Origin of the sequence: Gordonia insulae (assembly GCF_003855095.1) — a bacterium.
GTDB classification, from domain to species: Bacteria; Actinomycetota; Actinomycetes; order Mycobacteriales; family Mycobacteriaceae; genus Gordonia; species Gordonia insulae.
The window spans coordinates 3,285,215-3,305,613 of sequence record NZ_CP033972.1 but is presented as its reverse complement, the minus strand read 5'-3'; the positions used below and the strand labels follow the sequence as shown (position 1 = coordinate 3,305,613).

At 69.0% G+C, this 20,399-nt stretch carries 17 protein-coding genes and 1 pseudogene; 15 read left to right on the top strand and 3 right to left on the bottom strand.

Features of this window, described 5'->3' with window-relative positions:
- The first annotated feature begins 44 nt into the window (after positions 1-44).
- Positions 45-1,040 carry a hypothetical protein gene (locus D7316_RS14990; protein WP_124708950.1) on the top strand — a complete coding sequence of 332 codons (996 nt, stop codon included), beginning with the start codon at positions 45-47 and terminating at the stop codon, positions 1,038-1,040.
- Positions 1,041-1,185: 145 nt separating this feature from the next.
- Here D7316_RS14990 and D7316_RS14985 read toward each other — a convergent pair whose 3' ends face one another.
- The gene (locus tag D7316_RS14985; protein WP_124708949.1) at positions 1,186-1,551 is read right to left on the bottom strand and encodes an ArsR/SmtB family transcription factor; all 366 of its coding nucleotides are present in this window, start codon (positions 1,549-1,551) and stop codon (positions 1,186-1,188) included.
- Between the two features lie 44 nt (positions 1,552-1,595).
- Positions 1,596-2,867, bottom strand: a complete 1,272-nt coding sequence (locus tag D7316_RS14980; RefSeq protein WP_232016923.1) for an MFS transporter — start codon at positions 2,865-2,867, stop codon at positions 1,596-1,598.
- A gap of 194 nt (positions 2,868-3,061) precedes the next feature.
- Between D7316_RS14980 and D7316_RS14975 the strand changes: the two genes are divergently transcribed.
- Positions 3,062-4,105 (top strand): NAD(P)-dependent alcohol dehydrogenase, encoded by a 1,044-nt coding sequence (locus D7316_RS14975; protein ID WP_124708947.1) that lies wholly within the window; start codon positions 3,062-3,064, stop codon positions 4,103-4,105.
- A 32-nt stretch (positions 4,106-4,137) separates the two neighbouring features.
- The gene (locus D7316_RS14970; RefSeq protein WP_124708946.1) at positions 4,138-4,938 is read left to right on the top strand and encodes an alpha/beta fold hydrolase; all 801 of its coding nucleotides are present in this window, start codon (positions 4,138-4,140) and stop codon (positions 4,936-4,938) included.
- Here D7316_RS14970 and D7316_RS14965 read toward each other — a convergent pair.
- Positions 4,919-5,455 carry a hypothetical protein gene (locus tag D7316_RS14965; RefSeq protein WP_124708945.1) on the bottom strand — a complete coding sequence of 179 codons (537 nt, stop codon included), beginning with the start codon at positions 5,453-5,455 and terminating at the stop codon, positions 4,919-4,921. The two genes, D7316_RS14970 and D7316_RS14965, sit on opposite strands and share 20 nt — an antisense overlap.
- A gap of 89 nt (positions 5,456-5,544) precedes the next feature.
- Between D7316_RS14965 and D7316_RS14960 the strand changes: the two genes are divergently transcribed.
- From D7316_RS14960 to D7316_RS14910, 12 genes and pseudogenes are all read left to right on the top strand, one after another.
- A complete protein-coding gene (locus D7316_RS14960) occupies positions 5,545-7,635 on the top strand; it encodes a copper-translocating P-type ATPase (RefSeq protein ID WP_124708944.1) in 2,091 nt (696 codons plus the stop codon).
- Positions 7,636-7,771: 136 nt separating this feature from the next.
- Entirely contained in the window at positions 7,772-9,427 is a 1,656-nt protein-coding gene (gene nadB, locus D7316_RS14955; protein WP_124708943.1) for an L-aspartate oxidase, read from the top strand.
- Between the two features lie 57 nt (positions 9,428-9,484).
- Positions 9,485-10,336, top strand: a pseudogene (locus D7316_RS14950) (alpha/beta fold hydrolase); the annotation flags it as partial.
- A 102-nt stretch (positions 10,337-10,438) separates the two neighbouring features.
- Positions 10,439-11,308, top strand: coding sequence for an alpha/beta fold hydrolase (locus D7316_RS14945; RefSeq protein ID WP_124711363.1), 870 nt, complete (start codon positions 10,439-10,441; stop codon positions 11,306-11,308).
- 207 nt (positions 11,309-11,515) lie between these two features.
- The gene (locus D7316_RS14940) at positions 11,516-12,484 is read left to right on the top strand and encodes a hypothetical protein (RefSeq protein ID WP_124708942.1); all 969 of its coding nucleotides are present in this window, start codon (positions 11,516-11,518) and stop codon (positions 12,482-12,484) included.
- Between the two features lie 129 nt (positions 12,485-12,613).
- The gene (locus D7316_RS14935; RefSeq protein WP_124708941.1) at positions 12,614-12,907 is read left to right on the top strand and encodes a metal-sensitive transcriptional regulator; all 294 of its coding nucleotides are present in this window, start codon (positions 12,614-12,616) and stop codon (positions 12,905-12,907) included.
- A gap of 60 nt (positions 12,908-12,967) precedes the next feature.
- Positions 12,968-13,171, top strand: a complete 204-nt coding sequence (locus D7316_RS14930; RefSeq protein WP_124708940.1) for a heavy-metal-associated domain-containing protein — start codon at positions 12,968-12,970, stop codon at positions 13,169-13,171.
- Positions 13,168-13,326: a hypothetical protein gene (locus tag D7316_RS27160; RefSeq protein ID WP_164473800.1), complete on the top strand. Its 159-nt coding sequence runs from the start codon at positions 13,168-13,170 to the stop codon at positions 13,324-13,326. The genes D7316_RS14930 and D7316_RS27160 overlap by 4 nt, the downstream gene beginning before the upstream one ends.
- Before the next feature lie 7 nt (positions 13,327-13,333).
- Positions 13,334-15,589 carry a heavy metal translocating P-type ATPase gene (locus tag D7316_RS14925; protein ID WP_124708939.1) on the top strand — a complete coding sequence of 752 codons (2,256 nt, stop codon included), beginning with the start codon at positions 13,334-13,336 and terminating at the stop codon, positions 15,587-15,589.
- 46 nt (positions 15,590-15,635) lie between these two features.
- Positions 15,636-17,111: an FAD-binding protein gene (locus D7316_RS14920; RefSeq protein ID WP_124708938.1), complete on the top strand. Its 1,476-nt coding sequence runs from the start codon at positions 15,636-15,638 to the stop codon at positions 17,109-17,111.
- A gap of 100 nt (positions 17,112-17,211) precedes the next feature.
- Positions 17,212-18,804, top strand: coding sequence for a molybdopterin-dependent oxidoreductase (locus tag D7316_RS14915; protein WP_232016922.1), 1,593 nt, complete (start codon positions 17,212-17,214; stop codon positions 18,802-18,804).
- Positions 18,805-18,953: 149 nt separating this feature from the next.
- Positions 18,954-20,372 carry a cutinase family protein gene (locus tag D7316_RS14910; protein WP_124708937.1) on the top strand — a complete coding sequence of 473 codons (1,419 nt, stop codon included), beginning with the start codon at positions 18,954-18,956 and terminating at the stop codon, positions 20,370-20,372.
- The last annotated feature ends 27 nt before the right edge of the window (positions 20,373-20,399 follow it).

Here is a 20,399-nt window from a genome sequence, read left to right as displayed (position 1 = left end):
TGGTATGTGGTAGACCTTCAGCAACTCGAGAAGGGGCGAATCACATGGCGGGGTGGAGAAGTCGGGCGTTGGTCGCGGTTCTCGCGGCGGCGATGGTCTGGGGTGGCGCGGGCTCGGCCGCCGCGGACCCGAACATTCAGGTACCGGGCGTCGATGACGGTGTGCCCAACTGTGCGGTCCTCCAGCCACGGGCGTTCGCCGGTTATATCGGCACCAACGATCCCAAGCCGGCGCGAAAGATGGACGAATCCTTCACCTCGCCACCGAAGGACTGGTGCAACACCTCCGTGGGCTACAGCCGACTCTGGTTCGGAAAGCCGAAGGGCGCGACGTTCGGCATCCCGGATACGCCGCATGCGTTGTTCCCGTACAACAATGCCGAGCTGCTCGCCAAACCGGTGTTCAAGCCGGGGTGGACGATGACGATGCGGGTCGGCGGGACCGAACAGATCCCGACCTGGGCCGGTACGACGGGCTGGGGCGCGTCCAACCGATCCATCGATCCACTGGGTCTCGAGCTCGCCTGGTTCATGTACAACGGTGCGAACAAGCCGGTCGGTGACGCCAGCACGCTGGCCAAGCCGATCATCAACGCCCTCGGCATGGACTTCCCCCGCGGGTTCTTCCTGATGACCAAGCGTGCGGGCGAGATCGTCCCGCAGATCCGCTTGCTGCCGTTGAACATCCTCAAGAAGGAACACGACTACTCGGTGGTCCTCGGCGGCAAGGACGTCAGGTTCTACATCGACGGCAAGGAGGCGGGAACCGACATCGCTCCCTTCTACGTCGACGGCAAGAAGCGGGGTGGTCCCGGTTCGCACTACGGCACCTTCGACAATCCGCCGATCGGCACCTGGACCGACATCTCGCGTCAGCCCGTTCCGCTGCTGGGGCAGATGTGGCTCGACAGCGGGTATTGGTTCCCACTTCCGCTGCCGGAGTGGAACAACCGTTGGCAGAAGGCCTACATGAGCCGCTACGTACAGGGCCCCACAGGTCAGACGCCGCTCACCCTGACCGGCTGGAACGGTTTCAGCTGAGCCTGAGCTGGATTGGCCGGCGGTATGCGGCCAACGGTCCGCGGGACGCGCCTCGGCAGTCAAACGAGCGCGTTCCGCGGAACGTCTGTGTCGGTGGGTCCCGACACTCTCCGGGCTCTGTTCGGTTCGAGCTGTCGGCGGGTCGTCAGTCGTGCGCCGGTTCCCCGGTCAGTCGATGATCGGCGTGATTGAGCGCTTCCTCGATCAGTCGGCTGAGATGCCCGTCGCGCAATCGATAGATCATCCGACGGCCGTCACGGCGAGTGTCGACCAGGCCGGTGAATCGCAGCTTCGCGAGATGCTGGCTGACCGCGGTGCGCGATGCACCCGTGGCCTCGGTCAGTGCACTCACGTCGGCCTCGCCGTCGGAGAGCAGCCACACGATGTGCAGCCGGGTGGGGTCGGCGAGCATCGCGAACACCGACGTCGCGGTGCTCAGCAGCGCGGGATCGGGTTCGACGGAGTGATGCAGGCTTCGGATGTCACGTGGTGACGTCGTCTCGTCCACCATGTCGCCGAACCTCCTCGATGGCAGCCGGCCGCGGGTCCGAGATCTCAGCCGGTCAGCGCCTCGCCCGCCATCGTAGGTGACCGGGCCGCGCGGTCGTGGCCCGACGGCTCGACGCGACGCCAGATGCGCAGGGCGGCCAGTCCGGCCACCGCCGCGAACGCGGCGAGCAGCAGCGGGGTGACCGATGGTCCGACGACGCCCGGTCCCCACCCGGCGACCGGGTAGGTGACCAGGAAGGCGGCATGAGACGCCGAGAACTGGGCGGTGAACACCGCATCCCGATCTCGGTCGTCGGTGTGATCGCGTAACAACCGCATCGACGCGGTGGTGATCAACGAGGTACCCGCGCCGAGGACAAGCCAGAGAGCCAGCAGCGCAACGAGTTCCGGGCCGAACGCCAGCATGATCGCGAGCCCGGTCAACCCGGATGCGCACACCATCGAGCCGCCGACGACGATCCGACCGGCGGTCACCGTCCGCAGCAGACGGGGCGACGCGAGCGCTGCGGCGACCGAGCCGGCGCCGAAGACGGCGAGGGCAACGGCGAGCATCGAGTCGCCGAACCGGAGCGTCGACCGGATGTAGACGACGGAGCCGACGACGACGACCGCGGTGGTCGCGGCGGCAGCGACATTCGCGCACAGCAGGCCGCGGAGCGCGGTTCGCGACCACATGATCTGCAGTCCGACGGTGGCGCGGCCCCAGAAGCCGCGCACCGTCGCGGAGCCGACGTCGGCAGCTCGGCGGACCGTCGGCAGGCCCGATGTCACCACCAGGACAGCCGATGCCGTGAACCCGACCGCGGTGCCGACGAAGAGACACGAGTAGCCCATCATGCCGAGCAGAACCGCAGCGATCATCGGGCTGGCGACCGACTCCAGGTCATAGGCGATCCGCGACGCCGACACCGCGCGCGTGTAGTCGTCACGATCGGGCACCACGGTCGCGATCACCGACTGGAACGTCGGGGTGAACGTCGCCGACGCCGACTGCAGGGCGAACACCAGCAGGTAGATCTGCCACACCTCGCCGACCCACGGCAGTGCCGCGGCCATCAGGACCCGCACGGCATCGGCGCCCACCATGACCGTGCGCGCCGGAAGTCTCGCGCAGACGGCACGCATCACCGGTGCCATCACGACGTAGGCGATCATCTTGACGGCGAGCGCACTTCCCAGCACGGTGCCGGCGTCGCGCCCCGCGAGGTCGAAAGCCAGCAATCCCAGGGCGACGGTCATCAGTCCGGTGCCGAGCAGGGAGACGACCTGGGCGGTGAAGAGGCGCCGGAACGTCGGGATGTCGGGGAGCGCGGCCACGACCCGAGAGTAGGTCACATGTGCGCATATGCGCACATAAATATTCCTGAATGTGATCTATTCGCTCGGCACCCCATGCCTCGGCGCTTCTCCGGAACACTGGAGACGGTGTGGTCAATCGGGGGATGACCGCTGTGGAGCCGCGGATCACGAGTCCGGCCCGCACATCTGACGTCGAATCGAGGGAGACACCAATGCCCACCACCGTCAACGCCTACATCGCCACCGCTGCTGACCAGCCGCTCGAGGCGACCACCATCCAACGCCGGGACCCCAAGCCGCACGACGTCGTCATCGACATCGCCTATGCCGGCATCTGTCATTCCGACATCCACACCGCGCGTTCGGAGTGGGGACGTACCGCGTTCCCGGTGGTTCCCGGCCACGAGATCGCCGGGTTGGTGTCGGCCGTCGGCTCCGAGGTGACGCGTTATCAGGTCGGCGATCGAGTCGGCGTCGGCTGTTTCGTCGACTCATGCCGTGAGTGCGACGCCTGCAAACAGGGCGAGGAGCAGTACTGCGAACGCGGGATGACCGGCACCTACAACGCGGTCGATCGCGACGGCGAGCCCACCCACGGCGGGTACAGCACCGCGATCGTCGTCGATGAGAACTATGTGTGCGGGATTCCGGAAGGCATCGACCTCGACGTCGCCGCGCCGCTGCTGTGCGCCGGCATCACCCTGTACTCGCCCTTGCGCCACTGGCAGGCCGGGCCGGGCAAGAAGGTCGCGATCATCGGTCTCGGCGGGCTTGGCCACGTCGGCGTCAAGATCGCACACGCGATGGGTGCCGAGGTCACCGTGCTCTCGCAGTCGCTCAAGAAGATGGAGGACGGACACCGTCTCGGCGCCGACCACTACTACGCCACCAGCGATCCCGACACCTTCACGGCGCTGCGCAACGAGTTCGACCTGATCATCAACACCGTGTCGGCGAACCTGGACATCAAGCAGTACCTCAGCCTGCTGGCCATCAACGGCACGCTCGTCGAGCTCGGGCTGCCCGAGCATCCCATCGAGGTGCCGGCCTTCGCGGTCACGGCCAACCGGCGCAGCTTCGCCGGCTCGATGATCGGCGGCATCGCCGAGACCCAGGAGATGCTCGAGTTCTGCGCCGAGCACGGCATCGGATCCGAGATCGAGGTCATCGGCGCGGACAAGATCAACGAGGCGTATGACCGTGTGGTCGCGAGTGACGTGCGGTACCGGTTCGTGATCGACACGGCGACGCTGTGACCTCCGCGGCCTGAGTCCCGACGGAACCGACGATGACGCCGGCATTCCGGTTCGCCGACATCCGCGGCGCGCGGATCGCCTGGAACCAGACCGGTCGCGGTCCGGCGGTGATCTGGGCGCACGGGATGAGTTCGAGCAGCTACGCCGAAGAGTCGGCGGGGCAATTCGATTGGCGCCCGGTCTCTTCGGCGCACCGTCTCATCCGCTATGACGCCCGCGGTCACGGACGGTCCTCGGGTGGGCGTACCCCGGACGAGTACACCTGGCCTGAGCTGGGACGGGACCTGCTCGCGCTGCTGGACGTGGTCGCCCCCGGCGAGCCGGTCGCCGCGATCGGCTCGTCGATGGGCACCGCGACGATACTGTATGCCGCTCGGGCACAACCGGATCGGTTCGATCGGCTGGTGTTGACCACGCCGCCGACCATCTGGGATACCCGGGCTGCGATGGCGACGCAGCGGATTGCCGACGCCGTCGAGATCGAACGTGACGGGCTGGCCGCGTACATGCGGGCCGCGCCGAATACACCGGCATCGCCCGCGCTCGCAGAAGCCGCACGCCACGTCAGCCCGGTCGACGTGCCGTCGGCTATTTATCCGTGGGTGCTCCGCGGTTCGGCGATCTCCGACCTTCCGCCACCGGAAGAGCTTGCTGCGTTGGACCTTCCGACGCTGATCCTCAGCTGGACCGCGGACGAGGCCCATCCGGTGAGCAGTGGCGAACGCCTGGCTGCCACTCTGCCGACCGCACGGCTGGAGGTCGCGGCGACGCCGGAGGGGCTGCGCCGGTGGCCGGGGATGGTGGCAGGGTTCCTCAACAGTTCATCCCGCTGATCATCAGAAACAACGCCCCGTTGGCGATGGCACCCGTGTACGAGCCGTGGCCGCTCACCGGGACCCACACTGACAACGCCGCGCCCGTGGCGATGGTGAGGGGTTCGGCCACCACGAGGCCCACTCCGACACGGGCCGGATGGACTCGCGCCCGGACGGTTCCGATGCCGAACGCCACCATGGAGAGCATCCACAACACCGTGGCGGCCGCGACCATCCGCGTGACGAGCGTCGAGTCCGACACGAGGGCGGGGCCGCCGACGGCGATGACGACCATCGTGGCGGCCACGCCCAGGTAGCCGAGTCGCTCGGCGGCGTCACCGCGGGCGCGCTGACCACGGTGTAGGGCCACCACGGTCGCCAGGGTGAGCAGCCACGGGATCACGAAAGCGACGTCCCGGTAGCTCATCGGCTCGGGTCGGACGATGGACTCGACACCCAGAAGCAGCCAGGCACAGCCGGCGAGCGCCGCGAGGTGGGCAGGGTGTCGCAGAATCGTGGATGTCGGCGTGGTCATGCGCACATCGTCTCTGCGCGGGCTTGGGGTCCGCTTGAGGTGCACTTGACGCGGTTGACTGATACCCCCAGGGGGTATACAACGGAGGTATGAACCACAACGTCGACCACAGTCCGGTCGGAGTCGCCGGCGGTGACCTCGACATGCATCACGAAGGCCACGCCGAAGGTGACGGCCACCACGACCCGCACGCCGGTCATGGATCTCACAGCGGTCATGGATCTCACGGCGACCACGTCGCGATGTTCCGTCGGCTGTTCCTGGTCATGCTGGTGCTCGCGGTCCCGGTGGTGTTCGCGAGCCCGATGTTCGCCGACCTGATCGGCTACGGCCTGCCCTCATGGGGATGGCTCGAGTGGGTGTCGCCGGCGCTCGGCACGGTGATGTTCGTGTGGGGAGGTCGGCCGTTCCTGACCGGCGCGGTCAGCGAATTGCGCTCGCGGACACCGGGGATGATGACCTTGATCGCGTTGGCGATCACCGTCGCGTTCGTGGCGTCCTGGGGTGCTGCACTGGGTCTGCTCCACCACGAACTCGACTTCTGGTGGGAACTCGCACTGCTGATAGTCATCATGCTGCTCGGTCACTGGATCGAGATGCGGTCGATCGCGCAGACCACGTCCGCGCTGCAGTCCCTCGCGGAACTGTTGCCCGACGAAGCCGAGCGGGTCGTCGACGACGTGGTGCAGACCGTGTCGCCCGCCGATCTGCAACTCGGGGACCTGGTCATCGTGCGGCCTGGCGGTCGGGTGCCCGCCGACGGTGAGATCGTCTCGGGCACTGCGGAAGTCGACGAGTCGATGATCACCGGGGAATCGGCATTGGTGACCCGGACGGTGGGTGACCGAGTCGTCGCGGGAACCGTGAGTGCCGACACCGCGATCCGCGTTCGGGTCACCGCGGTCGGTGACGACACCGCCCTCGCCGGTATCCAGCGCCTGGTGTCCGATGCCCAGAACTCGTCGAGCCGTGCCCAACGTCTCGCCGATCGTGCCGCGGGCTGGCTGTTCTGGTTCGCGCTGGGGTCGGCCCTGATCACCGCGATCGCCTGGACCGCTGTCGGTCAGCCGGACAACGCGGTCATCCGCACCATCACAGTGTTGGTCATTGCGTGCCCGCACGCCCTCGGACTGGCCATCCCGCTGGTCGTGGCCATCGCGACCGAACGGGCGGCGAAGATGGGCGTGCTGGTGACCGACCGGGTGGCGCTGGAGACCTTGCGCCTCGCCGACGTCGTGCTCTTCGACAAAACCGGAACCCTGACCCGCGGTGAGCCCGCGGTCGTGGGTGTGGTGACCGGATCGGCGCTCACAGGCGACGAGGTGGTCGCGCTCGCTGCGGCCGCAGAGTCGGACAGCGAGCACCCTCTCGCGAAGGCAGTGCTGCGCGCGGCGGCCGATCGAGGCGTGACGGTGCCTGCGGCACGGAACTTCTCGTCGAGTGCCGCGGTCGGCGTCCGCGCCGACGTGGACGGCCGCGAGGTCGCGGTCGGCGGGCCACGGTTGCTCGCGGAACGTGGGCTCACCGCGCTCGATGGTGCCGACGAACTCGTCGGCCGGGGCAACACGGTCCTGTACGTCGTCGTCGACGGGGTGGTGGAGGCCGCGATCGCGCTCGCCGACGAGGTGCGACCGGAGTCCGCCGAGGCGGTGCGAGCGCTCGCCGACCGTGGTGTCGAAGCCGTGATGGCGACCGGCGACGCACGCGACGTCGCCGAGCGGGTGGCCGCCGACCTCGGCATCGAGCGTGTCTACGCCGGCGTCCGGCCCGAGGACAAGGAGTCGATCGTCGCCGACCTTCAGGCCGAGGGAAACACCGTGGTGATGGTGGGCGACGGCGTCAACGACGCACCGGCCCTGGCCCGCGCCGACGTCGGTGTGGCGATCGGTGCCGGCACCGACGTCGCAATCGGATCCGCCGGCGTGGTGCTCGCCGGCGACGACCCGCGCACGGTGGTCTCCGCGATGAATCTGTCGCGGGAGGCATACCGCAAGATGCGGCAGAACCTCTGGTGGGCGGCCGGGTACAACCTGGCCGCCGTCCCGCTCGCGGCAGGAGTGCTGGCACCTGTCGGATTCGTGCTGCCGATGGCGGTGGGCGCGATCCTGATGTCACTGTCCACCGTGATCGTCGCGCTCAATGCCCAGATGCTGCGCCGGGCGAACCTGTCGGTGCGGTGAGAGCGGTGCGGTGAGAGCGGTGCCGGTTCGGGTCTGTCGACCGCGCCGCCGGCAGGGTATGGTTTTCGACTGGGAATCGAAAACAGGTCGGGGTGGTTGATCTCCAACGACGGTGATCCCTCCCGGGAGGTGCGACATGGCACAGACGACATGGCAGCGGCGCGCGCGCCGAGCGGCCGACCGTGACGAGATCCGAGCCGATCTCGTGGTGGTCGGTGCGGGGGTCGCCGGACTGACCGCCGCGGTGTCCGCCGCCGAAGCAGGCCTGCGGGTGGCGGTGCTCAACAAGGGGCCGGCCTGGCGGGCGGATCGTGCCGAGCAGTCGACCTCCACCTTCTACGCGCAGGGCGGTATCGCCGTCGTCGAGCCCGACAACGTCGAGGATTCCGTCGATCTGCATCTCGCCGACACGCTCGCGGCCGGCGCCGGCCTCACCGACCCGCAGACCACCCGACCGATCCTGGCCGACGGATGGTCGGCGGTCTCCGGCCTCATCGGATGGGGCGCCGAGTTCGATCGCCGCACCGACGGGGGACTGGCCCGTACCCGCGAAGGCGGACATTCGGTGCGCCGCATCATCCACGCAGGTGGCGACGCCACCGGCGCGCAGGTGCAGCAGGCGTTGGGCCGGCGCGTGCGGCTCGCCGCCGAGGCGGGCTCGGTCATCTGCCTCGACGACGCGAACGCGACGGAGATCCTGCGCGCCCACGGCCAGACCGCTGGCGTCGGCTACCGGACACGTGGCCGCGACCGCGTGGTGTACACGCCGACCGTGCTGCTGGCCACCGGCGGCGCCGGCCACCTCTACGCCGCGACCACCAATCCGTTGGGGGCCACCGCGGACGGCGTCGCGCTCGCCCTGCGGGCGGGCGCGGTGGTCGCCGACATGGAGTTCATCCAGTTCCACCCGACGATGCTCTACGTGCCGGGCGCCCGCGGTCGGCGCACCCTGATCAGCGAGGCGGTGCGCGGCGAGGGCGGGCGCCTGGTCGCCGCCGACGGCACCTCGGTGACCGCGGGTGTGCATCCGATGGGCGACCTCGCACCGCGCGACGTGGTCGCGAACGCCGTCGAGGCGAGACTGACCGACACCGGGGAGTCCTGCGTCTACCTCGACGTCACGTCGATCCCGGATTTCGCCGCCCGGTTCCCGACGGTCACCGCCGGTGTTGCCGCCGCCGGGCTCGACGTCGCGCGTGGCCTCATCCCCGTGGTACCCGGCGCCCACTATCTCTGCGGCGGCGTGCTCACCGACGTCGACGGTCAGACCGTGGTGCCCGGCCTGCTCGCTGCAGGTGAGGTCGCCCGGACCGGCCTGCACGGGGGCAATCGCCTGGCCTCCAACAGCTTGCTCGAGGGTCTGGTGATGGGTCGTCGGGCCGCAGCGGTCGCGGTGGGCCGGCGGGACAAACGTGTCGTCGACGCCGCACCGACGGCGGCGCGGGAGATCCCGGCTATGAACCGAGAAGAGTTGCAGGACAACATGTCCAGGGCAGTGGCGCTCCGGCGTGATGCAGCCGGGCTCGGGGCGGTGGCGGCCGCACTGCACGGCGCGCCCAAGCGCGTCGTCCGAGCCGACGCCGACGTCGAGGACGCGGCGCTGACGCTGACCGCGCAGGTCGTCGTCGCCGCGGCACAGGCACGCACCGAGTCACGCGGGTGCCACGCGCGCACCGACCACCCGCACACCGATCCGACCGCTCGGACGCGGTGCTTCGGGTACATGGACGGCGAGATCGCCGAGTGCGACGGCAGCGATGCGATCACCCGGGTCGACGCCCTCGTGCGCTGACCAGACGCCGGCCGAGCCGGGACGAGAAGACTCGGACAGACGGTAACGTCGGCGATCATGACCGCGCCCGATCGGATCGTCGTCGACCTCGAGCACGTCCGGCTGCATGCCCTCACCTGGGGCGATGCGACCGCGCCGCTCGCCATCTGCCTGCACGGCTTCCCGGATTCCGCGTGGACCTGGCGGCATCTCGGGCCGGTTCTCGCCGACGCCGGGTACCGCGTGGTCGCCCCCTTCACCCGCGGCTATGCGCCCGCGGAGATCCCCGCCGACGGCGACTACCACGTCGCCGCGCTCGCCCACGACGCCCTCGCGCTGCACCGGGCCCTCGACGGCGACGACCGTGCCGTGCTCATCGGGCATGACTGGGGTGCGCTGACCGTACACGGCATCGCCGCCGCCGAGCATCCGTTCCGCAGGGTCGTCGCGCTGGCGGTGCCGCCGATCGCCGCCATCCGTGAGGCCGGGACGTCGGCCCGTTCCCAGCTGCGTCTGCTCGCCCGACAGTCGCTGATGAGCTGGTACATCGCGTACAACCAACTGCCGTTCCTGCCCGAGCGGAGTCTCGACCGGCTCATCCCGTTGCTCTGGCGGCGGTGGGGTCCGCGCCGCGGTCCCCACCCGGATCCCGCCGACATCACCAACGCGCTCGCGACCGTCCCCACCACGGCACACGGCTCCGCGGTGCTCGGCTACTACCGGGCGATGACCCGGCCACGTGTCGACCGCCGCTACGCCGACCTCGCCACGACCTGGCTGCAGCCGCCGTCCACCGCGATGCTCTACCTGCACGGCGTCGACGACGGATGCATGCAGGTGGGGTTCGTCGACGGTCTCGATGAGTTGTTGCCCGCCGGCAGCACGGTCGTGCGCGTCGCCGATGCCGGACACTTCGTGCACCTCGACCAGCCCGACGTGACGCACCGGCACATCATCGACTTCCTGGGATCACCGCCGGACATGCAGGCCCCGACCGGTCCGGCGTCCGGTGCCGGGCGCACACTCGATGCCATGTCGACATCCACCGCCGCGGTCCAGCAGGTCTCGTTCACCGGCGTCGGCGGTGTCACGTTGCGCGCCGACGAATGGCGGCCCCGCACGGAACAGGGTGGTTCGACCATCCTGCTGCTGCACGGAGGGGGACAGACCCGGCATTCGTGGAAGAAGACGGGCGAGCGTCTGGCGGGCGCCGGCGCCCACGTCGTCTCGCTCGACACCCGTGGTCACGGCGACAGCGATTGGTCGCCCGACGGTCGCTACAGCCTCGAGCTGTTCACCGGGGACGTCGTCGAGGTCGTCCGACAGATGGGCCGGCCGGTGACGCTCGTCGGCGCCAGCATGGGTGGCCTCAGCGGCATCGGCGCGGCCGCGACGCTCGGCCCGGACGTCGTCGAGGCACTCGTCCTCGTCGACGTCGTACCGCGGTTCGATCAGCAGGGCAGCGCGCGGATCCGCGACTTCATGACCGGCAACGTCGACGGATTCGACACGCTGCACGACGCCGCGGACGCCATCTCCGCCTACCTCCCGCACCGCGACAAGACCTTCAATCCCGAAGGGCTCAAACGCAATCTGCGTCAGGGGGACGACGGCCGCTGGTACTGGCACTGGGACCCGGCCTTCGTGCGCTCCAAACCCGGCGACGACCGGTTCGTCCGGGCAGAACATCTCGAGGAGCAACTGGCGTCGCTGGCCGCACCGATCCTGCTGATCCGCGGCAAGCTGTCCGACGTCGTGCCGGCCGACGCCGTCGAGGGCTTCCGCGCGGTCGTCCCGGCTGCCGAGGTCGTCGAGCTCGCCGACGCCGCCCACACCGCGGCCGCCGACGACAACGACGCCTTCACCCAGGTGGTCCTGGACTTCATCGGCGCACACCGGTAGCCGGGTGCGAATCACCGGAAGTACATATTTGGGCCGCGTCTCTGGCGGGGACGGCCGATTCCTTCGTAGACTGTCCGCCGGGGCAGGCATCGAGATCGACGATTCCGCGGGGCATGGGTTCATCACGTCGCGCGTCACGGTCACGAGTGCAGGGAGCGAACAGTGTGAACGATCGCACGTGCGCGTGAAGCGTGAAGGAGAGGCCGGATGAACGGCGAGGGCTGCTGGTCGACGGTCGTCTGCACACCTGCGGAGCGGTCCGCGCTGGGGTTGACCGGGCAGTCGGAATGGTTGCTGCATTGCCGGCTGGCCGCCGGGCACCGCGGCAACCATGCGACCGATGCGAGTTCGCGTCCGCGTACCGATCGCCGACTCTGGTTGGAGTGGAACGACTTCGACGATCACGCGCAATCGCTGATCGAGCGGAATCCGTGTTCGTTCCGGTCGCCGCACGGCGCCGGTTGCCTGTATTTCGAAGGTCACGGCGGACCGCATTTCTTCGCGGCCTCCAACGGGCATGCGCCGGTCGCGTCCCGCGGCCCGCAGCCCGGCCCGGGTCAGAATCCGCCGCCGGCCGGTCAGTCCGGGCCCACGCCGCGACCGACGTCGCGGCCCACGCCCCCCGTGGGACCCCGACAGCCCGTGCCGCCCGGCCACCGCGCCGACGCCCGCCCCGAGCAGATGCGGATGACCACCGACACGAACATCCCGGTCATCCGGCCGACCTCGACGACGGCGACGCGTGAGTCGTCGCCGGAGGCTCCCCAGAGTGATCCGCAATCGGCGTCGCGACGGGCAGCACAGCCGGCCGGAGCGCAGGCCGGGGCAGGTCGACACGACGGCTACTGGCCCGGACGCCGTTCCACCGGGGCGCCGCCGCCGGCGGACGACGCCGCTCGACCGGGCAGCCGTCATCGGCTTCCGGATGCCGACGACGCCGCTGCGCCTCCGGCACCGACACCACCCTCGGCACCCACGCCACCATCGCGGGCGACGGTGCCGCCGTCCACCGTGCAGCCATCCACCGTGCCACCGTCCACCGTGCCGCAGACCCCGGGTCCGGCGACCCCACACGAGGGGGAGCGCCTCGGCGCCGACGTCGCCTCGGCGCTGCGTGAGGTCGCGGCGGCGCTGGAGAAGCTGGCTGCGGCGATGAATCGTCCGCGCAATCCCTGACCGAATCCGAACCGACCTCCGGCGGGTCGGGTTCAGTCATATTGACCAGATACCCCATGGGGGTACCGGTATGCGCTGCACCCTGGTATACCTGTAGGGGGTATCAGACGCTCGACGGAGGACGGATCAATGGAGCACGCGCAGCACGGCTATATCGGCAACAAGGACGACTACCTGCGCCGGCTCCGCCGGATCGAGGGCCAGGCCCGCGGTCTGCAGCGCATGGTCGAGGAGGAGGCCTACTGCATCGACATCCTCACCCAGGTCTCGGCCATGACCAAGGCGCTGCAGGCGGTCAGCCTCGGACTCCTCGAAGAGCACATGAATCACTGCGTGGTGAACGCCGCGCAGGAATCCGATGCCGCGGGGCAGGCCAAGGTCGACGAGGCGATGCAGGCGATCGCGCGCCTGGTCAAGTCCTGAGCGGACGAAAAGCCCAGTACCGCAAACCATTACGCCAACAAACCCACCACCGGGAGGTTGATGATGACCACCACGTACATGGTCACCGGGATGACCTGCGCCCACTGCGTCGCGTCGGTTCGCGAGGAGATCGGTGAGATCAACGGCGTCGACCGGGTCGACGTCACCCTCGACACCGGAGCCGTCGAGATCACCAGCACGCGCACGCTCGACCGCGCGGAGGTCGAGGCCGCGGTGGCCGAAGCGGGCTACCAACTGACATGAACGTTCCCCAACCGAGTGCCACGACCCGGGTCGCCGGCTTCGTGATCGCGATGGTCGCCGTGTTCGGCATCGCCTTCGGGGTCGGACGGGCAGTGGGGCCGATCGACGGTGACACCCCGACGCACGATCCGGGTGTTCACCAGTACATGGAGTAGGACCGAGATGACCACCGACCTCGCGCAGATCGACCTCGACATCGACGGCATGACCTGCGCATCGTGTGCCAATCGCATCGAACGCAAGCTCAACAGGCTCGACGGCGTCAGCGCATCTGTCAACTATGCGACCGAGCAGGCGCACGTCGAGTACCCGACGAAACTGGACTCCGGTGACCTGATCACCGCCGTCCGTGATGCCGGCTACCACGCGACACCGGTACACCCGCGGGACGCGTCGACCGACGCCGACGACGATCGCGCCGACAGTGGGGGCGACCGGGAGCTCGACGGACTGCGCCGGCGGCTCATCGTCTCCGCCGCACTCACCGCGCCGGTGATCGCGCTCGCGATGGTGCCCGCCTGGCAGTTCACCTACTGGCAGTGGTTGTCCCTCACCCTGGCCGCGCCCGTCGTCGTGTGGGGGGCCTATCCCTTCCACCGTGCTGCCTGGATCAACCTGCGCCACGGCGCCACCACGATGGACACCCTGGTGTCGATGGGGACCCTCGCCGCGTTCTCCTGGTCGGTGTACGCCTTGTTCTTCGGGACGGCGGGGGAGCCGGGGATGCGGCACGGGTTCGACCTCATCGCCTCTCGTGGCGATGGCGCCGCGAACATCTATCTCGAGGCGGCTGCCGGCGTCACCACCTTCCTGCTGGCCGGTCGGTACTTCGAGAAACGTGCCAAGCGTCGCGCCGGCGACGCCCTCCGGGCGCTGCTCGACCTGGGCGCGAAAGACGTCGTGGTCATGATCGACGGGGCCGAACGTCGCATCCCGGTGACGGAGCTGACCGTCGGCGACGAGTTCGTCGTCCGGCCCGGCGAGAAGATCGCCACCGACGGGGTCGTGGTGCAGGGGGCGTCGGCGGTCGACGCATCGATGATCACCGGGGAATCGGTACCCGCCGAGGTCACCGTGGGCGACGATGTCATCGGCGCCACCGTCAACACCAGTGGCCGGTTGGTGGTGCGCGCGAGCCGGATCGGCGCCGACACCGCGCTGGCGCAGATGGCGAAGATGGTCGCCGACGCGCAGGCGGGCAAGGCCGATGCACAGCGACTGGCAGACCGGATCTCGGCGTACTTCGTCCCCGCGGTGATCACGATCGCCGTTGCGACGCTGGGGTTCTGGCTCGGCGCCGGGGGAACGGGCGGGGTGACGTTCGCGTTCACCGCCGCCGTCGCGGTGCTCATCATCGCCTGCCCGTGTGCCCTCGGGCTCGCCACCCCCACCGCGCTGATGGTCGGAACGGGCCGCGGCGCGCAACTCGGTGTTCTGCTGAAGGGGCCGGAGGTCCTCGAGTCGACCCGCCGCGTCGACACGATAGTGCTCGACAAGACGGGCACGGTCACCACCGGCGAGATGACGCTGGAATCGGTGGTCGTCGCGGGGAACGTCGACGACGAACGCCTGCTGCGTGCCGCCGCCGCCGTCGAGGCCGGCTCGGAGCACCCGATCGGCGCCGCGATCGTGGCCGGTGCGGAGCATCGGTATCCCCGATCACGCCAGGACGTCACCGGCTTCCGCGCGGTCGAGGGGAGCGGCGTGACCGGCGTCGTCGATGATGCCCGCGTGGCGGTGATGAGTCCGTCACGCATCGAACATCCTCTGCCGGAACGTCTTTCCGTGGCGATCGACGACGCGCATGCCCGCGGTGCCACTGCGGTGGTCGTGCTGTTCGACGATCGGCCTGCGGGCGTGATCGTCGTCGCCGACCGGATCAAACCGTCCTCCGCCGCGGCGATCGCCGAACTCCGCCGGATGGGTCTGACACCGGTACTCCTGACCGGTGACAACGCCGGCGCGGCGCACCACGTCGCCGCCGCTGTCGGCATCGACACCGTGATCGCCGAGGTCACCCCCGCGGACAAGGTGGCCTCGATCACCGAGCTTCAGGCGGACGGGCACTCGGTCGCGATGGTCGGCGACGGCATCAACGACGCCGGAGCGTTGGCCCAGGCCGACCTCGGCCTCGCGATGGGCACCGGCACCGACGTCGCGATCCAGGCCAGTGACCTGACCGTGGTGAGTGGTGACCTGTGGGCGGTGGTGGACGCCATCCGGCTCGCCCGACGCACCCTCGGCACCATCAAGGTCAATCTGTTCTGGGCGTTCGCCTACAACGTCGCCGCGATCCCGGTGGCCGCCGCCGGACTGCTCAATCCGATGCTCGCGGGTGCAGCGATGGCTTTGTCCTCGGTGTTCGTCGTCGCCAACAGCCTCCGGCTGCGGCGATTCCGGCCGCATCCGCGAGGATAGCCCCCGGAACTAGAACATGTTCTAGTCCATCGTCTACCCTGTGGACATGGCAGGTTCTGAGATCCCGGACACCATCGCTCTCGACTCGGTGGAGACCTTCTCCGACGAGGTGGATGTGCTGGTCATCGGGTGTGGTGTGGCCGGTGGCAGTGCGGCGGTGGAGGCCGCGGCGTCGGGTGCGAGGGTGCTCGTCCTCGAACGCGCGGCGGCCGCGGGCGGCACCAGTTGTATGGCCGGAGGGCATTTCTACCTCGGTGGCGGGACCGCGGTGCAGCAGGCCACCGGACACGACGACAGTGCCGAGGAGATGGAGAAGTACATCACCGCGGTGTCGCGTGACCCCGAACCCGACAAGATCCACGCCTATTGCGTCGACAGCGTCGACCACTTCACCTGGCTCGAGGCCCTCGGCTTCAGTTTCGAACGCAGCTTCTACCCGGAGAAGGCGGTCATCCAGCCGCAGACCCAGGGCCTGATGTTCACCGGCAACGAGAAGGTATGGCCGTTCAAGAACATCGCCACGCCCGCTCCGCGTGGTCACAAGGTGCCGGTGCCCGGCGATACCGGTGGTGCGTCGATGGTCGTCGATCTGCTCGTCAAACGACTCACCGAGCTCGGCGCCGAGATCCGCTACGAGACCGGCGCCCGACAACTCGTCGTCGACGAGGCCGGAGCCGTGGTCGGCGCCTCGTGGAAACGTCCCGGCGAGGAGGGTGTCATCCGCGCGCGCTCGGTGATCATCGCCGCCGGTGGTTTCGTGATGAACGAGGAGATGGTGGCACGCTACGTCCCGCACGTCGCGGAGAAGCCGTTCACCCTCGGCAGCACCTACGACGACGGGCTCGGCATCCGACTCGGCGAATCCGTCGGTGCCGCACTCAAACACATGGATCAGGCATTCGTGACCGCACCGATCTACCCGCCGAGCATCCTGCTGACCGGGATCGTGGTGAACAAGAACGGCGACCGGTTCGTCGCGGAGGATTCCTACCACTCCCGCACCTCGGGATTCGTGATGGATCAACCGGATTCGGCCGCGTTCCTCATCGTCGACGAGGCGCACATGCGGCGACCCGAGGTGCCACTGATCAATCTCATCGACGGCTGGGAGACGGTCGCCGAGATGGAATCCGATCTCGGGATTCCCGAAGGGCGGCTGCAGAAGACGCTCGCCGACTACAACGAGCACGCCGCCCGCGGAGAGGACCCCGAGTTCCACAAGGCCGCCGAGTTCCTCGCACCCCAGGACCGCGGCCCGTGGGGCGCGTTCGACCTCAGCCTCGGCAAGGCGATGTACTCATGCTTCACCATGGGCGGCATGGCCACCTCGATCGATGCCGAGGTCCTCGACGGTGCCGGCAGCCCGATCGCGGGGCTCTACGCGGCCGGCGCGTGCGCGGCGAACATCGCGCAGGACGGCAAGGGCTACGCGAGTGGTACCCAGCTCGGCGAGGGGTCGTACTTCGGCCGGCGGGCCGGGCGGCACGCGGCGAAGCAGGCGACGACGGTCGCGGCCGACTGAGGCCCCCCTTCTGCGCACCCCCCCCTCTGCGCACCCACCTGCTGCGCTCCCACCCTCTGCGCACCCACCCTCTGCACCCACAACTGAGGTATCAAGGAGTGTGACCTCCACCGCGCGTTCGTCCGGCCGACTCTGGCCGGCTGCGCTGTCGGGCATCGTCGCGGTGGGTGCGGGTCTCGCCGTCGGCGAGGTCGCCGCGGTCATGGTCGACCTCAATGCATCGCCGTACTTCGCGGTCGGTTCCGCGGTCGTCGACCACACGCCGACCGCGGTCCGGGAATGGGCCATCAACACCTTCGGCACCTCGGACAAGCTCGCGCTGTTCATCGGTATGGGCTGGATCATCGCCGCCATCGCCGCGGGGTGCGGTCTCGCCGAGCGGCACCGACCGCCGGCGGGCGCGGTCATCGTCGGACTGTTCGGTGTCGTCGGCGCCATCGCAGCCCTCGACCGTCCGGGTTCGCGGTGGACATACGCGATCCCGTCCATCCTCGCCGGACTGGTCGCGATCCTCGTCCTGCGGATTCTGGTCGGCATGCTGCGGCCGGCCGAGACAGCGCCGACCGCGTCCGACGGGGCCGACGGCAGCGGGGCCGAAGACGATGCGGGCCAACCGGCATCCCGTGCGGTCGGCCGACGGTTCGTCCTGACCGCGGGCGGAATCGCCGCGCTGGCCGCGGTGGTCGGGGTGATGAGCCGGCGGGTGCTCGCCGACGCCGCACACACCGTCGCCGACCGGACCCGCGTTCTGCTGCCGACGCCACGGTCCGCCGCCCCGCCGATACCCGCCGGGGCCGAACTGCAGGTTCCCGACGCCACGCCGTTCGTCACCTCCAACAACGACTTCTATCGGATCGACACCGCGCTGCAGGTGCCGAGTCTGACGACGCAGGAGTGGTCGCTGCGGATTCACGGCATGGTCGACGACGAGATCCGGATCGGCTGGGACGAGTTGCTCGCCATGCCGATGACCGAGCGGCTGGTCACCCTGACGTGTGTCTCCAACGAGATCGGCGGCGACCTGATCGGGAACGCACGGTGGCTCGGCGTGCCGATGAAAACCCTCTTGGACCGCGCCGGGGTGCGGCCGGGCGCCGACATGTTGCTGTCCACGAGCGCGGACGGCTGGACCTGCGGCACACCGGTGTCCGCGGTCACCGACGGCCGCGACGCGCTGCTGGTGGTCGGCATGAACGGCGAGCCGCTGCCGGTCGAGCACGGTTACCCCGTCCGGCAGGTCGTGCCCGGCCTGTACGGGTACGTCTCGGCGACGAAGTGGGTGACCGACTGGGAGCTCACCACATTCTCGGATGTCCAGGCGTACTGGACGACCCGCGGATGGTCTGCGCTCGGGCCCATCAAACTCGCCTCGCGGATCGACCGCCCCGCATCCGGGGCGGATGTCGAGCGGGGTGAGGTGATCGTCGCCGGTACCGCATGGGCGCAGCACACCGGTGTCGGGGCCGTCGAGGTGCGCATCGACGACGGCGTGTGGGAGCGTGCGGAACTCGCCACCGAGTACTCGCTGGACACGTGGCGTCAGTGGCGGTTCACCTGGGTCGCGACGCCGGGCGATCACACCGTGTACTGCCGTGCCATCGATCGGCGAGGCCGCGCGCAGGTCGAGACGTATGCGTCACCGATCCCGGACGGGGCGACCGGACTCGACTCCCGGACCTACCAGGTGTCCTGACCCGATCGGTGCCCGGGAGCGGGCGTGCAAAAGGGCTCTGCATCGTCTGGTACGGGGAGTTCTCACAATTCCGGTGTTCACCCTCCGCTCGCCAGCGCGCGTCGGTACACTCTGCTCACTTTCATGTCGCCGGAGTGGGTCGAGGGATCGTGCGTCGAATTCTGTTGTCGCTGACTGTTTTCCTGACGGTCGGGCTATTTCTTCAGCCGGGTTTCCATTCGGGCGGCGCGCAGGCGCTGACGATCGGCCCGATCACTTTCCCGGACATCGACCCGCCGGTCACCATCGACCAATCCAAGCCGACCGTCATCGCGAAGCCGACCTGGATGCCCGAGCTCACCGAGGACGACACCGTCATCCTGATCCCCGGCACCACCGACTACGACGGGGCCGATCAGCTCAACCGGACCCGTGACATCGGGATGTTCGGGGTCGATCCCGCGCATCAGCCGACCGTGCAGGTGGTCAACTATCCGGCCGCGTTCGGGTTCACCATCGGCGACTTCCCCATCTACCTCGCGGGCACCGGCACGTTCAACGAATCGGTGGAGATCGGCACCGCCAAGGGGGTGGCCGCCGCCGAGGCCGCCTACGCCGCCAACCCGGATCAGAAGATCGTCATCAACGGCTATTCGCAGAGCGCCCCCGTGGCGATGGACGTCGCGTACATGCTCCGGCAGCGCGGCACCATCCCCGACGAGAAGATCATCGTCGTCCTCGGTGCGGATTCCCGATTCCCGAACACCGGTGTCGAGAACGTCGTCCCCAGCTTCATCCCCGGCATGTACACCAACGGCGATCGCGACACCGCCGACACCGGGGACGTCGAGGTCCACTCGTACTGCGTGCGGGGCGACGCGACCTGCGGCGTGGGCAATCCCTTCGCCAACCCGGTGTCGACCTTCTTCTATCTGATCCCCGGCTTCTACGTGCACGCCTTCCTCACCTATCGGATCAACGAATACGACGTCGCCAAGACCTGGACCGAGAACAACACCACGTACACCGTCTACGACGGCGGCAATCCGTGGGGCATGGTGCTGCGCGACCTCGGTGTGCCGGTCCCGAAGGAGTTCGACGATTTCGTCAGCGCGGTCGTCCCCGTACCGATGCCGGGCGAGCAGGCGACGATCGCCGGACATGTGATCCCGACCCCGCGCGAACTGCAGGACATCGTCGCCGACAAGCTCGGACTGACCGTCCCGGTCACCGACCCCGACCGGAACCCCGACGTCGAGGACCGGCTGAGGGACGACACGACCGCCGACGACTCGACCACGGCACCCCCGGCGGCACCTCCCACGACGCCCGCCAGAACGTCGACCGACCCGGCGGATGTGACGCCGTCGAGCCCCGTCGCCGAGACCGCGAGTGCAGACGAGAGTCCCGCCGAGACCCCAGACACCGAGACCCCGAACACCGAGACTCCGGACACCGATGCCCCGGACACCGGGAGCGACACGTCCGAGACCGCCGCCGCCGACACCGAGACCTCCGACGCCTCCGACGCGGACGGCTCGTCGTCGGAGTCGTCCGACGGCGGAAACACCTCGACCTCGGGCGAGTGACAACTGGACACTAGGCTGGACAACTGT

Bases quoted from the DNA above. Each gene is read 5' to 3' on its own strand.
- D7316_RS14990 (WP_124708950.1), top strand. From the start codon at position 45: ATGGCGGGGTGGAGAAGTCGGGCGTTGGTCGCGGTTCTCGCGGCGGCG.
- D7316_RS14985 (WP_124708949.1), bottom strand. From the start codon at position 1,551: ATGGTGGACGAGACGACGTCACCACGTGACATCCGAAGCCTGCATCAC.
- D7316_RS14975 (WP_124708947.1), top strand. From the start codon at position 3,062: ATGCCCACCACCGTCAACGCCTACATCGCCACCGCTGCTGACCAGCCG.
- D7316_RS14970 (WP_124708946.1), top strand. From the start codon at position 4,138: ATGACGCCGGCATTCCGGTTCGCCGACATCCGCGGCGCGCGGATCGCC.
- D7316_RS14965 (WP_124708945.1), bottom strand. From the start codon at position 5,455: ATGACCACGCCGACATCCACGATTCTGCGACACCCTGCCCACCTCGCG.
- D7316_RS14960 (WP_124708944.1), top strand. From the start codon at position 5,545: ATGAACCACAACGTCGACCACAGTCCGGTCGGAGTCGCCGGCGGTGAC.
- nadB (WP_124708943.1), top strand. From the start codon at position 7,772: ATGGCACAGACGACATGGCAGCGGCGCGCGCGCCGAGCGGCCGACCGT.
- D7316_RS14945 (WP_124711363.1), top strand. From the start codon at position 10,439: ATGTCGACATCCACCGCCGCGGTCCAGCAGGTCTCGTTCACCGGCGTC.
- D7316_RS14940 (WP_124708942.1), top strand. From the start codon at position 11,516: ATGAACGGCGAGGGCTGCTGGTCGACGGTCGTCTGCACACCTGCGGAG.
- D7316_RS14935 (WP_124708941.1), top strand. From the start codon at position 12,614: ATGGAGCACGCGCAGCACGGCTATATCGGCAACAAGGACGACTACCTG.
- D7316_RS14930 (WP_124708940.1), top strand. From the start codon at position 12,968: ATGATGACCACCACGTACATGGTCACCGGGATGACCTGCGCCCACTGC.
- D7316_RS27160 (WP_164473800.1), top strand. From the start codon at position 13,168: ATGAACGTTCCCCAACCGAGTGCCACGACCCGGGTCGCCGGCTTCGTG.
- D7316_RS14925 (WP_124708939.1), top strand. From the start codon at position 13,334: ATGACCACCGACCTCGCGCAGATCGACCTCGACATCGACGGCATGACC.
- D7316_RS14920 (WP_124708938.1), top strand. From the start codon at position 15,636: ATGGCAGGTTCTGAGATCCCGGACACCATCGCTCTCGACTCGGTGGAG.